The sequence below is a fragment of the Janthinobacterium sp. PC23-8 genome, from assembly GCF_002250505.1.
In the GTDB taxonomy this organism is placed as follows: domain Bacteria; phylum Pseudomonadota; class Gammaproteobacteria; order Burkholderiales; family Burkholderiaceae_D; genus Janthinobacterium.
This window is the reverse complement of sequence record NZ_NJGY01000001.1, coordinates 943,498-957,420: the sequence shown is the minus strand read 5'-3', so window position 1 is coordinate 957,420 and position 13,923 is coordinate 943,498. Positions and strand designations below refer to the sequence as shown.

Sequence of the window (13,923 nt, the reverse complement as noted above, 5' to 3'; positions counted from 1 at the left end):
TCGCTGCGCGATGTGCGCGCTTAAAATACCTGTAAAAAACAATGTCTTCAGCCAGCAATAAGTCTTCCCCTCCTTCCACTGTTGCGAATGTGCCCAATCCGGAGGCTCGCCAGCGTGCGCCCGGTAGCCGGCAAGCGCCGCCAAGCCGCGAAGCGCGCGAGGCCGCCCGCGCCGCGCGCGAAGCGGAACAAGCGTTCCGCAATCCGCTGCCGCCGATCACCTATCCGGAAGACTTGCCGGTCTCGGGCCGGCGCGCCGAAATCGCCAAAGCGCTGCAGGAAAACCAGGTCATCATCGTGTCGGGCGAAACGGGTTCGGGCAAGACCACCCAGTTGCCGAAGATCTGCCTGGAACTGGGACGCGGCCAGAAGGGCATGATCGGCCACACCCAGCCGCGCCGTATCGCCGCCTCGTCGACGGCCAAGCGCATCGCGCAGGAACTGGGCACGCCGCTGGGCGTCACGGTGGGTTTTAAAGTCCGCTTTGCCGATACGCTGACAAAAGGCGCATCGGTCAAGCTGATGACGGACGGTATCTTGCTGGCCGAGACACAGACCGATCCGCTGCTGAAAAACTACGACACCATCATCATCGATGAGGCGCACGAACGCAGCCTGAACATCGATTTCCTGCTCGGGTATCTGAAGCAGCTGCTGCCGCGCCGGCCCGACCTGAAAATCATCATCACCTCGGCCACCATCGACGCCGAGCGCTTTGCGCGCCACTTCGGCACGCTTGACAAACCGGCGCCCGTGATCGAAGTGTCGGGCCGCCTGTACCAGGTGGAAGTGCGCTATCGTCCGGTCGAGCGCGAACAGGTGGCCATGCCCGGTGCGGGCGCCAACGCCGACAAGCCTGGCCAGCGCACCGCCGCTGCGCGCGAAAAACGCGACCTGATGGACGCCGTGGTCGATGGCGTGGAAGAACTGTGCCGCATCGGCTCGGGCGACGTGCTGGTATTCCTGCCGGGCGAGCGCGAGATCCGCGACTGCGCCGAAGCGCTGCGCAAGCACCATCCGCCGCACGTGGAGATCCTGCCGCTGTTCGCCCGCCTGTCGGCCGAAGAACAGGAGCGCGTGTTCAGGACCAGCAATGCGCGCCGCATCGTGCTTGCCACCAACGTGGCGGAAACCTCGCTGACCGTGCCCGGCATCCGCTACGTGGTCGACGCGGGCCTGGCGCGCGTCAAGCGCTACAGCTACCGCAATAAAGTGGAGCAGCTGCAGGTCGAACCGATCGCGCAGTCGGCCGCCAACCAGCGCGCCGGGCGTTGCGGCCGCGTCGCCGACGGCGTCTGCATCCGCCTGTATGAAGAGCAGGATTATTTGCTGCGCCCGAAATTCACCGAGCCGGAAATATTGCGATCCTCGCTGGCGGCCGTCATTTTGCGCATGAAGTCCCTGCACCTGACGGACGTGGAGACTTTCCCGTTCATCGAGCCGCCGCTGGCGCGCGCGATCGCCGACGGCTACCAGCTGCTGCAGGAACTGGGCGCCGTCGATGACGTCAACCGGCTTACGCCGCTGGGCAACAAGCTGGCCAAGCTGCCGCTGGACCCGCGCGTGGGCCGCATGATTTTGGCCGCGCTGGACAACGCCTGCCTGAACGAAGTGCTGATCGTCGCCTCGGCGCTATCGGTGCAGGACCCGCGCGACCGGCCGATGGAACACCAGCAGGCGGCCGATGAAGCGCACAAGAAATTTGCCGATGAAAAATCGGAGTTCTTGAGCTACCTGAAGATCTGGCGCTGGTTCGAGTCCGCCATCGAGCACAAGAAAACCAACCGCCAGTTGCAGGACAATTGCCGCACCAACTTCCTGTCGCAGATGCGCTTGCGCGAATGGCGCGACGTGCATTCGCAATTGCTCACCATCGTCAAGGAACAGGGCTGGCGCCTGAACGAAGCGCCGGCCACGTATGACAACTTGCACATGGCGCTGCTGACCGGTTTGCTGGGCAATATCGGCTTCAAGGGCGAGGACGAGCCGGGCGCGGGGTATCTGGGTGCGCGCGGCATCAAGTTCCATATCTGGCCCGGTTCTTCGCTGCTGAAAAAGCCGGGCAAGTGGATCATGGCGGCCGAACTGGTCGACACCACGCGCCTGTACGCGCGCTGCGTGGCGCAGATCCAGCCCGAGTGGCTGGAAAAAGTCGGCGAGCATCTGCTGAAAAAATCGTGGGGCGAGCCGCGCTGGGAAAAACGTTCGGCGCAGGTCACCGCATCGGAACGCGCGACTCTTTACGGCCTGGTGGTGTACAGCCAGCGCCGCATCAACTACGGCAATTTCAATTTGCCGGAAGCGCGCGAGATCTTTATCCGCGACGCGCTGGTGGGCGGCGACTTCGACACGCGCGCGCCGTTCTTTGCGCACAACCTTAAACTGATCAAGGACATCGAAAACCTCGAACACAAATCGCGGCGCCTGGACGTGCTGGTTGACGATGAACTGATCGCGGCCTTCTACGACCAGCTGCTGCCGGCGGACGTGTGCAATGGCGCCGGCTTCGAAAAATGGCACAAGGACGCCACGCGCGAGAACCCCAGGCTGCTGTACCTGAACCGCGAAGAGCTGATGCGCCACGAGGCGGCCGGCGTGACCACCGACCTGTTCCCCAAAATCATGTCGGTGACGGGCCTGGAAATGGGGCTGACGTACCACTTCGAGCCGGGCAGCGTGCGCGATGGCGTGACCTTGTCGGTGCCGCTGTATGCCTTGAACCAGTTGCCGCGCGAGCGCTGCGAATGGCTGGTGCCGGGCATGCTGAAGGAAAAAGTCCATCTGCTATTAAAATCGTTGCCGCAAAAGCTGCGCCGCCACTGCGTGCCGCTGCCCGATTATGCGGCCAAATTCTGCGAGCGCGTGCACGAGGCGGGCGTGTTCGGACGCGGCGACCTGGTCGACGCGATTATCCTTGATATCCGCACGCAGATCACCATCAATGTCTTGACCACCGACTTCAAGCCGGAAACCCTGCCTGCCCATCACTTCATGAATTTCAAGGTGATCGACGAGCATGGCCGGCAACTGGACATGGGCCGCAACCTGGCCACCTTGCAAGCCGAATTCGGCGGCCAGGCGCGCCAGAGTTTTCAAAAGCTGGCCGAGGTGTCGGGCGTCTCCGCTGCCGGCATGCCGGGTACCGGTACGCCGGGTGCGAAAGTGGCCGGCAGCCAGGTTGCCGCGCGCTTGCAGTCGCAGGCGTCGGCGGCGCCGGCCAGGAATGCGGCCAAGCCTGCCGCATCGGGCAATACCGTCGCCCAGCATATGGGCCTGACGGGCTGGACCTTTGGTGAATTGCCGGAGTTGCTCGAAATCGTGCAGGGCAAGCTGACCCTGATCGGCTTTCCGGCGCTGGTCGACAAGGGTACGCATTGCGATCTCGAAGTGTTCGACGACCCGACGGTGGCGGCGCGCACGCACCGCATCGGCCTGCGCCGCCTGTTTGCCTTGCAGATGAAGGAGCAGATCAAGTTCGTCGAGAAAAGCATTCCTGGCCTGCAGCAGATGGGCATGCAGTTCATGGCCCTGGGCTCGCAGGAAGAATTGCGCGAGCAAATCATCAACAAGGCGATCGACATCGCCTGCCTGCAAGACCCGCTGCCGCTGGACGCCGCTTCGTTTTCCAAACGCCAGGCGGAAGGCAAGTCGCGCCTGGTCCTCTTGGTCAATGAAATCGCCCGCCTGCTGTCGCAAGTGCTGACGGAATTCCACGGCTTGCCCAAGCGCCTGCAAAATATTGCGGCGCCGGCGGCAGCCGATATCCAGGCACAGTTGCAAGGCCTCGTGCATAAACGCTTCCTGACGGAAAACGAGTACACGCAGCTGTCGCACTTCCCCCGTTACCTGAAGGCGATCAACGTGCGCCTGGAAAAGCTGCGCGCCGACCCAGCCCGCGACACCAGGCTCATGGCCGAATGGCAGTCCGCTGCCGCACCGTACTTGCGCCAGGCAAAAGACCGCCAGGCCGGCAAGAATACCGACCCGAAACTGGTCGATTTCCGCTGGATGCTCGAAGAGTTGCGCGTGTCCCTGTTTGCGCAGGAGTTGCGCACGCCAATGCCGGTGTCGGCGAAACGCCTGCAAAAAGTATGGGAGTCGATGCAGCGATAGACCTCTGCGGCTTGATCAACTGCGCCGGTTCATCTCGTCGTCATCGCTGAGCGACGAGCGCGAGCCCAGGTCGTCTTGCAAACTACCGGTCCCGGCCCGGCTGCCGCTCATCGACGAGCCGCTCATGCTGCCGCCGGTGTCCGATTGCAGGCTGGCGCCGCCGCGCAGGTCGCTGCCGGAGGACATGCGCCCACCGACCGCGCTGCCCGTGCTGCTCATGCCGCCCATGCCATAGCGCGAGGTGGTGCCGTAGAACTGGTTCATCTGGTCGTTCCAGGCGTCGCTGGCCATGTCGGGCCAGTTGTCCTTGTCGAAGCCGGGGGCGTTTTTCAGTTGATTCTTGTCCACGTCGAGCAGGAAGCGCTTGTTGACGGCGTCCAGGGTCAGCTTTTCCCAGGGCACGGCAAACAGCTTTTCGCCCAGGCCCAGCATGCCGCCGAAGGACAACACGGCATAGGCGATCTGGCCGCTGCGCATGTCGAGCATGATTTCCTTGATCTCACCGAGTTGTTCGTCGCTGTGGTTGCAGACATCGTCGCCGATCAGGGTGTCGGCCCCCATCAGTGCCGGCCCGGGGCCGGTGTCGTTGCGGTACATGCCCAGCATATCGCGGTCCAGATAGCTCATGGTGTTTTCTCCATTGAAAGTGGATGGAAGTACGCAGTGAGCATCCAGATTAAGCATGGCGCCCCGCAGGCGTTTGAGTTGCCTCAATTGTGTCAGGGGAACTTTTAAAAGCTCAGAATCGTACGGTGTCATGCAGCAAGTGCGGTACTCTATGCTGTCCCCATCACGAGGCTGTGCAATCATGGTTAAACCCGCCACGACCTGGCTGCGCGGCTTGCTGCGCGCCGGCAAAGTGCAGCAGCGCACGACCACCAGGCTGGCCAAGGTGCTGTTCGGGCCACCTGCGGCCAAGCCCGCTTCGAAGCCACGCCGCAAGGCCGTTCCCAAGACTGCGCCGACTGCTGGCGCACCGCTGGCGCCGCCGCGCGTGCGCAAGAAGGCCGCGCCCGCGCCGGGCAAGTGGCTGGCCGCACATTATGCGCCGCTGGTGGAACGGGGGCAGTTGCCGGGCCGGCGCCTGCCCTACTATCTGTATCTGCCCGACAAGGAACCGAATGCCGCCATGCGCACCCGGGGCCGGCCGCTGCTGGTGATGCTGCACGGCTGCGAGCAGAGCGCCACCCAGTTTGCCGAAGGCACGCGCATGAATCGCCTGGCCGAGCGCAAGGGCTATGCCGTGCTGTATCCGCAGCAATCGCTGCGCTCGCATGCGCGGCGCTGCTGGAAATGGTATGACAAGCTGACCCAGGACGGCGGCGGTGATGTGAGCCTGATCGTCGGCGCCATCGCACAGGTGGCCGCGCGTTATCCGATTGACCGCACGCGCATCTATATAGGCGGCATTTCCGCCGGCGCCGGCATGGCCCATATCGTGGCGCTGAACCACCCGCAGCTGTTTGCCGCCGTGGGCCTGCATTCCGGTCCCGTATTCGGCGCCGGCCACAGCCTGATCGGCGCCATGCAGGTGATGCAGCATGGCGCGGTGGGCCGGGTCGACAGCGCCATCGACGAAGTGCTGGCGCGCCAGCCCCTGTTTCCACACCTGCCGACCATGCTGATCCAGGGGCAGCAAGACCATGTGGTGCGTCCCGTTAACCAGACCCAGCTGGTGCGCCAGAGCATCCGCCTCAACCGCATGCCGGCCACCACCGTGGTGACGGCGCAGCGCTGGCCGCCCGGCGCGGCGGGCAGCCGCAATCCCGCGCATGGCTATGCCGTGCATGATTATCAGGTGGCAGGCGAGTTGCTGCTGCGCGTGGCGCAGATCGAGCGGCTGGAGCACGCCTGGAGCGGTGGCGACGCCAGCCTGCCGTTCAATGCCAAGGCGGGGCCGGACGCCAGCAAGATGCTGCTGGACTTTTTTGCGCGCCACCAGCGGCGATACTGAGGTACTTCGATTACAGCAGCAGGAAGGCCAGCGCCGCCACCATGGTGGGCGGCAGGGCGCCGGCCAGGAGGCCCAGCGCGCCGATCGATTCACTGTCGAAGCCGCGCCGCAGCAGGGCCACGCCGGCCGGGTTCGGCGCGTTGGCGATCACGGTCAGGCCGCCGCCCGCCACCGCGCCCGCCATCAGCATGTATTTCGCTTCCGCGCTGATGCCGACGATCAGCGAACCGAGGTAGGTGAGGGCGGCATTGTCGGTAATGGCCGTCAGGCCCAGCGCGCCGAAGAACAGAGACAGCGGTTCCAGGCTTGAGACGATAGGTTGCAACCACCATTGCTGCATGCCGCCCAGCACCACCAGGCCCGCCAGGAAAAAGCCGACCAGCAAGCCTTCCTTCAGGATCAAAGGGTTCTGGTAACGCTCATACGCCTGCACGAAGCCGAGGAAGAATAAAAACAGTCCCAGGAACAAGACCGGATGATGGGCCAGTGCCACCACGCCGGCCAGCACGGCCAGGTGGACCAGGCTGATGGCCAGCGGTACTTCAGGAAGCTCGACGTCGCCCGGTTTCGGCTTGAGGTCGGAGGTGTTGCTATGCAAATACTTCCGTAGCAGCAAACAGGCGCCGGTCGCGTTGATCAACACGGCAATCGCCGCTTTCCAGCCAAAATGGCTGGCCATGAAGGCGCTGTCCCAGTTCCAGGTGGTCGCCACCATCAGCACCGGTGGCGCCGCATACGAGGTCAGCGTGCCGCCGACGGAAACGTTGACGAACAGCACGCCCAGCGCGCCATATTTCAGCCATTCGGGTATGCCGGGGCGAAAGATTTGCGGCGCCAGCATCAGTGCCGCCAGGGTCATGGCGGCCGGCTCGGTAATCAGGGAACCGGTCAGCGGCACCAGCGCCAGACCCAGCCAGGCCAGCGCCAGCTCGGTGCGCAGCGGCACGGCGCGCGCCACGCCTTTCAACAGGCGCTGCACGGCGTCGAGCACGGGGCGCGAGGCGGCTACCACCATGACGACAAAGACGAACAGCGGTTCCGTGTAATGGCGCGATTCGGCATAGGTAATCGCGGCAGCGCTGCCGGAAATGAAGGCCATGGTGATGATCAGGATAAACGCCCAGAAGCCGAACACCACTTCCACCTCGCCCAGCAGATGGAACAGTCCCGCGTGGCGCGGATGGCGGTCGGCCAGCAGGTCAAACGTCTTGGCGGCAAAAGTGTGGACGAGGGCAAGGCCGAAGATGACGGCGCTGATCAGTTGTATGGTGGTCAAATGCAGTTCCTTCATGAATGTGAAGCCGTCCGTGTGGAAGCCATGCCGGACGGTAAGGAGAGCGCTTATGGTACAGCAATCGTACCCGATCACCGCGTTTTCCCGTGTCCCCGGCAGCCTGCCCAGGGATGGACAGACAGATAATCCTTGCCAAAATGGCCGGCGAATAGTACTGTATATTCATACAGTATTTTCCTTGGGTACTTTCATGCAACATTCCGAACTGATGGCCTCGCCGGAAGCCTTGCATCCTTCCTTGTGGCGCGCCTCGCAGCTGGGGCAGGGCGCGGCGCGCTGCGTCGACACGGGCTTTGCCGCCTTGTCCATGCAACTGCCGGGCGGCGGCTGGCCCACGGGCAGCCTGGTCGACCTGCTGGTGCAGCAGGCCGGCAGCGGCGAATTGCGGCTGCTGGCGCCGGCACTGGCGCAACTGCAGGGCTTGCCCATCGTGCTGCTGCAGCCGCCCCATCCGCCGCAGGCGCTGGCGCTGGCCGCGCAAGGCCTGCATCCGTCGCAACTGCTGTGGCTGCGCAGCGCCAGCAGCAAGGACGCCTTGTGGGCGGCGGAGAACATTTTGCGTAGCAGCAGTTGCGGCGCGCTCTTGTTCTGGCAAAGCCAGGTACGCGCCGACAGCCTGCGCCGGCTGCACCTGGCGGCGCAGGGCGGCCATACCCTGTTTTTCATGCTGCGCCCGCTGCATGGCGCGCAAGACGCCTCGCCGGCGCCGCTGCGCCTGTCGGTGCGGCCGGCCGCCGGCGGCATCGATATCGGCTTTATCAAACGCCGGGGACCGCAGCGCGATGCGCCGCTGTTCCTGCCCTTGCAACCTCCTTCTTTACTGCAGCGCCATGCGCCTCTGGATCGGCCTTTGCCTGCCCCGGCTCCCGCTCGACGTGTTCTTGCCGAACTGGTCGGCTGACACCTTGTGCGTCGTGCTTGAGCACGAACAAGTCATCGCCCTGTCGCCACTGGCGCGCGCGGCCGGCATCAAGCCGGGCATGCGCCGCGCCGGCGCCCTGATGCTGGCGCCGCAGGCGCGCGTGCATGAACGCTCGCCGGAACGGGAAGCACAGGCCTTGCAGGAAGTGGCGCTGGCGCTGTTGCAATACTCGCCCCAGGTGGCCAGCGCCGAAGAAGCGACCCTGCTGGTCGACGCCGGCGCCAGCCTGCGCCTGTTCGGCGGCGTGCGCGCGCTGTGCCGGCAAATCGAGGCGAGCTTGCGCGCGCTCGGCTACACGACCGTGCTGTCGTGCGCGCCGACGGCGCGCGGCGCCTGGCTGCTGGCGCAAGGGCTTGCAAAGGCGGGCGCAACATCGGGGCGGGTGCTGGGCATGGCCAGCCTGGTGCGCCAGCTGGACCGCTTGCCCTGCGCGCTGCTGCCGCCGGCGCGCGCATATCTCGACTGGTTCGAAGGCATCGGCTGCATGACACTGGGGCAGTTGCGCCGATTGCCACGGCCGGGCCTGCAGCGCCGCTGCGGACGGCCCCTGCTCGACATGCTTGACGACGCGCACGGCCACGGCACTGAACTGTTCGTGTGGCTACAAGCGCCGCCCGGCTTTTGCGCCTCGCTGGAATTGTTCGACCGGGTCGAGCAGGCCGACGCGCTGCTGTTCGGCGCGCGCCGCCTGCTGCAGCAAATGACGGGCTGGCTGTGCGCGCATCAGCTGGCCGTAGCCCGCATAGAATTGCTGCTGATCCATGAAAGGGGCAGGGTAGCGAAGCCTCCGACCGTGCTGGCGCTGGCGCTGGGCGAGGCCGTCTGGCGCGATGAACACCTGGTGCGCTTGCTGCGCGAGCGCCTGGCGCAAGTGACGCTGGACGCACCGGTGATCGGCCTGACCTTGTCCGCGCCGCAGGTGCAGGCGATGGCGCCGCCCAGCGACAGCCTGTTTCCCGAACCGGGCGGCACGCCCCAGGAACGCCAGCACCTGATGGAATTGCTGGTGGCGCGCCTGGGCGCGGACAATGTGCTGCAAGCCATGCCGCAAGCCGATTACCGGCCCGAAGCGGCCAATCGCTGGCTGCCGCTGCCGGCCAAAGCCCCCTCGAAAAGCGCCGTGCCCGACTTGCCGCCGGGCCTGCCCGGCATGCCCCGCCCCGGCTGGCTGCTGGCCCAGCCGATCGCCCTGCTGATGCGCGAACACCGGCCGTTCTACGGCTCGCCTTTGAAGATGGTGTCGGTGGCCGAACGCATCGAGGCCGGCTGGTGGGGCCAGTCACAGGCGCGCGACTACTTTATTGCCGAAGGCCTCGATCATGCCCACTACTGGGTTTATCGTGAACGCATTGCCAACAATGCGCAAGAGGCGCCGAGGTGGTATCTGCATGGGCTGTTCAGTTGAAGTTTATATCACCCCCAACGTCGGAAAATCCGGGGTCGGACCCCTCGGATCCGACCCCAGTCCTTGCTGTTGGGTTAAAAAAGTGCCAGCTCCCCGCCTCCTCCAAAACATCCCCGCCCCAGCGGCGCTACAATGCCCCATCGCCCGGCATGTCCGGCAGTTTTTGACAAGTACCTATGAAATCCACCCGGCAAAACTTTCCCGGCGCGCATGGCCATCTGCTGGCGGCGCGGCTCGATGCGCCCGATGGCGCGATCCGCGCCCACGCGCTGTTTGCTCACTGCTTTACCTGCGGCAAGGATGTGCTGGCCGCGCGCCGCATCGCGCAGGGGCTGACCGAACACGGCATCGCCGTGCTGCGCTTTGATTTCACGGGGCTGGGCGCCAGCGAAGGCGAATTTGCCGCCACCAATTTTTCGTCGAACGTCGATGACCTGGTCGCCGCCGCCGATTTTCTGCGCACCAGGCATGCCGCTCCCCAATTGCTGATCGGTCACAGCCTCGGCGGCGCGGCCGTGCTGGCCGCCGCCGCGCAGGTGCCGAAAGCCGCTGCCGTGGTGACGTTGGCGGCACCCAGCACGCCCGCCTATGTGACGCGCATGTTCAGCGCGCACCTGGACCAGATCGCCGCCGATGGCGAAGCGCTGGTGCAACTGGAAGGGCGGCCGTTTCGCATCCGCCAGCAATTCGTCGACGATGCGGGCAGCCACAGCCTGAAGGAATGCATCGCCGGCCTGCGCCGCGCCTTGCTGGTCATGCATGCGCCGAACGACACCACCGTCAGCCTGTCGAACGCGATGGAGATTTTTACGGCCGCGAAACATCCGAAAAGCTTTGTCTCGCTCGACGACGCCGACCACTTGCTGACCGGGCGCGACGATGCGGCCTATGTTGCCAACGTGATCGCGGCCTGGAGTGCGCGCTATCTGCAGGCGTCCTGATTAATTTCTCGCCAGCATGGCTTTGATTTCATCGCAACTGGTTTCATATCCATGCAGAGGAAGTGCCTGCATCAGCTTCGCATATTTTTCCATGGCTGCCGGGTCTTTCGATGCCGCAACGGCTTGTGCGCGCCGCTGTAGTTCGTGCATTGCCGATGAGTAGCACATATTGCTATTGAACGAAGTCGAAAAAACGCCGGCATAAAAGACGATGACTGCGGCAGGCAGTGCAGTGACGGCGATAAGGGAAGCTCGGAACATGGTTTTTCGCGATTACATGAAAACGCCGCACCGGCAAAAAGCGGGTGCGGCGTATTTGAGAAAGAAGCGGGTTTACTCGTCGTCGAATTCTGCCGATAAATCTTTCCAGCCCTTGCTGGTGGCAAAGGCGGAAAACTCTTCCGGTGCTTCGAGTACGATCAGTTTCTTGTCTTGCAGGCCCAGGTCGCCATGGCCGAAGTCGGGGCCGACGTAGCCGAGGCTGCGCAGGCGCGCCAGGATATGGCCGACCAGGGTCTTGTCCTTGTAAGCGCCCGCTTCGAGCGGGGCGGAAAAATCGACATACACGTCGATAATGCCGTAGCCTTCGTCGAAGATGCGGATGGCCTTGATGTCGTGGGCACGGCCGGAGCCGTCGGTGGCCTTGAAAGGGCCGCTGAGCTGGATGTCGGTGTCATTGTTCATGGTGTCAGCATACACCAATCAATCAGACTTTGGGCAGCGCCATGCCGCGCTGCACGGCTGGGCGCTCGCCCACCAGGGTCAGCCAGCGCTGCAGCGCCGGACTCGTTTCGATCTGCGCGCCCAGCGCACCCTTGAGGCGTTCCTCGGCGGCGCGCACCCACGGGTAGGCGGCGATATCGGCAATCGTGTACTCGCTGCCGGCCAGGTAGGGCGCGGCGGACAACTGCTTTTCCATGACGTTGAGCAATCTTTCTGCTTCTTCGCGGTAACGTTTTAGCGCCTGTTCCGATTTTTCCTCGGCCCGCTCGAAATAGCCCAGTTGGCCCAGCATGGGGCCAAGGCCGCCGATTTGCCAGCTCAGCCATTCCAGGGCCTTGTAGCGGGCAGGCCCCGAGGGCGCCAGGAAACGCTGGTGTTTTTCCGCCAGGTAAATCAGGATGGCGGCGCTTTCAAACAGCGGCAGCGCGCCGCCTTCGGCGTCTTCGTCGACGATGGCGGGGATCTTGTTGTTGGGCGAAATGGCCAGGAATTCCGGCGTGAACTGCTGGCCTTCGCCTATATTGACCGCCTCGATACGATAGGGAATGCTCAATTCCTCGAGCAGGATGGTGGGCTTGCGGCCGTTGGGCGTGGTCCAGGTGTAGAGCGTGATCATGATTTCTCCTTGGTCAATGTGCTGTGCCATCTTAAAACGGCACCGCGCGGGCCAGCGCGCGATAGCTTTATTTTAACGGCTGCAAGATCGCGCTCAGGCGGTCCGGCGTGCCGGCGATGCGTTCGAGTTGCGGATACTTCAGGCCGCCGTGATAGTCGAGCGCCACGGTCAGGAACTGCTTGCCCTTCCTGACCAGCAGGTTGATCGGTTCGCTACCGTTCTTGGCGGTGGTGATGGCGGCTTTCAGCAGCGTGGGCGTGTAGGCCGTGCCATTGACTGCCAGCAAGGTCGTGTTGCCCGACAGGCCGGCCTTGAAGGCGGGACCGTCCCACAGCAGCCGGCCCAGTTTGCCGTCCTTGTCGATCACCATGCCCAGCGAATAGGTCAGGTCGGTGCTTTTGCCGCGCTCTTCATCGGCCTTCAGAAAGGCCGTGGGGGTATCGCGGTAGACCAGTTTCCAGCCGGCGCGCACCAGGCCGTCGAGTGGCGCGCCGGGGCCGTGCCCATCGACGCGGCGGTGCAAAAAGGTGGCCCAGTCGTGGGGCTGTACCGCGTTCAGCGCCGCCACCACATCGTCAAACGTGTAGGTCAGCGCCGTGGTGCTGCCGTCGTTGACGCCAAAGAAGAGGCGCGCGAAATCGTCGAGCGAACGGCGCTCGCGCGACAGTTCGCGGATCAATGTGTCGACGTCGAGCCAGATCAATGCCCCTTCCATATAATAATCTTCATCGCGCTGCCAGCTGCTCCAGCCCTGCGGGCGGCGGCCATTGATGATGGGATCGTTGGTGGTGTCGCCCATGGTGCGCCAGCTGCGCCCCGGCTCCACGTCGTAGCGCGCGGCGGTGGCGGCGAACAGCTCGCGCATATGCACCGGGTCGACCAGGCCGGAACGGGCTGCCAGCACATTGCCCCAGTACTGCGTCTGCCCCTCATACACCCACAACAGGCTGTTTTGCAGCGGCGTGTTGAAGTCCGGCGTGTCCTGGCCGGCCGGGCGGCGGAACTTGCCGTTCCAGGAATGCGTCAGCTCGTGCGGCAGCAGCACGCGCACCGGCGCGCTCTTGTCCCAGTCGCTGAAGTAGCCGGGCTTGACGCCGTTCTCGCTCGACTGCTGGTGCTCGCGGCCGATGCCGCCGAATTCATCGCTTTGCGCCAGCAGGAAATCGTAATGCTTGTAATGGCGCGAGCCGAACAATTTATACGCTTGCTGCATCAGCGCGCGGTGCGGCGCGATCTGTTCCGGCGTCGCCTCCAGGCTGTCGGCGCTGTCGGCCACCAGGTTCAGGTGCACGGGAAATCGGGCGCCCGGGTCGAGGTCGATGCGCTTGAAATGGCGGCCGGCGAACAGGGGCGAGTCGACCAGGGTTTCCAGGTCCAGCGGCTTGAACGCCACCTGCTGGCCCGCTGGCGTGGCCGCCTGGCTTTGCACGTCCAGCGCGCTGCCGAACTGCCAGCCGGCCGGCAGCGTCAAATTGGCTTGCACGGCGATTTCGCGCGTGGGGCGCCCGGCCGGATACAGGGTCATGGCCTGCCACTGCACGCCCAGCATCTCGCGCGTCATGGTGATGCGGCCCTGGTTCGCTTCGACCGGCGAGAGGAACTGGTAGCGCGCTTCCACGGTGGCGGCGCCAGCCGGCACGGTGACGTGAAAGGCGAACATGTTGACGGGGTCGCGCCGCCATTCCAGGCTCTGGCCATTGGCCGACAGGCGCAGGCCGGCCAATTGGTTCAGCGGGCCGCTGGGGCCGTGGTTGCCCGGTATCCATTGCGGGTACAGCAGGGTCAGCTCGCCGGGGACGGCGGGAATCGACGCATGGACCTGGAAAATCTGCTGTGCGACATTGCTGGCGTCAACGTTCAATACGATGTGTTCGGCGGCCTGCGCATGGCAGGCGGCGGCGAACAGCAGGGCAAGCAGGGGGCGGCGAGAGAGGGGCATGGATCAGCAATAAAAAA

The 13,923-nt window shown here is 64.4% G+C and carries 11 protein-coding genes; 5 read left to right on the top strand and 6 right to left on the bottom strand.

The window, feature by feature from the left end:
- Positions 1-41 precede the first annotated feature (41 nt).
- Complete coding sequence (gene hrpA / locus CD932_RS04115; protein ID WP_094441513.1) at positions 42-4,112, top strand: ATP-dependent RNA helicase HrpA; 4,071 nt, start codon at positions 42-44, stop codon at positions 4,110-4,112.
- 15 nt (positions 4,113-4,127) lie between these two features.
- On the opposite strand, the gene CD932_RS04110 is transcribed toward hrpA, so the two are convergent.
- Positions 4,128-4,739, bottom strand: a complete 612-nt coding sequence (locus tag CD932_RS04110) for a PRC-barrel domain-containing protein (RefSeq protein ID WP_094441512.1) — start codon at positions 4,737-4,739, stop codon at positions 4,128-4,130.
- Between the two features lie 181 nt (positions 4,740-4,920).
- Here CD932_RS04110 and CD932_RS04105 point away from each other — a divergent pair, with 181 nt between their 5' ends.
- A complete protein-coding gene (locus tag CD932_RS04105) occupies positions 4,921-6,066 on the top strand; it encodes a PHB depolymerase family esterase (protein ID WP_094441511.1) in 1,146 nt (381 codons plus the stop codon).
- 10 nt (positions 6,067-6,076) lie between these two features.
- Here the strand turns inward: CD932_RS04105 and CD932_RS04100 are convergent, their stop codons facing one another.
- Positions 6,077-7,342, bottom strand: coding sequence for a putative Na+/H+ antiporter (locus tag CD932_RS04100; protein ID WP_094443448.1), 1,266 nt, complete (start codon positions 7,340-7,342; stop codon positions 6,077-6,079).
- Between the two features lie 208 nt (positions 7,343-7,550).
- On the opposite strand from CD932_RS04100, the gene imuA reads away from it, so the two are divergent.
- From imuA to CD932_RS04085, 3 genes are all read left to right on the top strand, one after another.
- Positions 7,551-8,261 (top strand): translesion DNA synthesis-associated protein ImuA, encoded by a 711-nt coding sequence (imuA, locus tag CD932_RS04095; protein WP_094441510.1) that lies wholly within the window; start codon positions 7,551-7,553, stop codon positions 8,259-8,261.
- Positions 8,191-9,687, top strand: a complete 1,497-nt coding sequence (locus CD932_RS04090; protein ID WP_094441509.1) for a DNA polymerase Y family protein — start codon at positions 8,191-8,193, stop codon at positions 9,685-9,687. Before imuA ends, CD932_RS04090 begins: the two co-directional genes overlap by 71 nt.
- A 176-nt stretch (positions 9,688-9,863) precedes the next feature.
- Complete coding sequence (locus tag CD932_RS04085) at positions 9,864-10,628, top strand: S9 family peptidase (protein ID WP_094441508.1); 765 nt, start codon at positions 9,864-9,866, stop codon at positions 10,626-10,628.
- On the opposite strand, the gene CD932_RS28040 is transcribed toward CD932_RS04085, so the two are convergent.
- The 4 genes from CD932_RS28040 to CD932_RS04070 form a co-directional block, all read right to left on the bottom strand.
- Positions 10,629-10,889 (bottom strand): hypothetical protein, encoded by a 261-nt coding sequence (locus tag CD932_RS28040; RefSeq protein WP_141213177.1) that lies wholly within the window; start codon positions 10,887-10,889, stop codon positions 10,629-10,631.
- A gap of 72 nt (positions 10,890-10,961) precedes the next feature.
- Complete coding sequence (locus CD932_RS04080; protein ID WP_094443447.1) at positions 10,962-11,312, bottom strand: hypothetical protein; 351 nt, start codon at positions 11,310-11,312, stop codon at positions 10,962-10,964.
- A 22-nt stretch (positions 11,313-11,334) separates the two neighbouring features.
- A complete protein-coding gene (locus CD932_RS04075) occupies positions 11,335-11,967 on the bottom strand; it encodes a glutathione S-transferase family protein (RefSeq protein WP_094441507.1) in 633 nt (210 codons plus the stop codon).
- 67 nt (positions 11,968-12,034) lie between these two features.
- Positions 12,035-13,906, bottom strand: a complete 1,872-nt coding sequence (locus CD932_RS04070; protein WP_094441506.1) for a M61 family metallopeptidase — start codon at positions 13,904-13,906, stop codon at positions 12,035-12,037.
- Between the last annotated feature and the right edge of the window lie 17 nt (positions 13,907-13,923).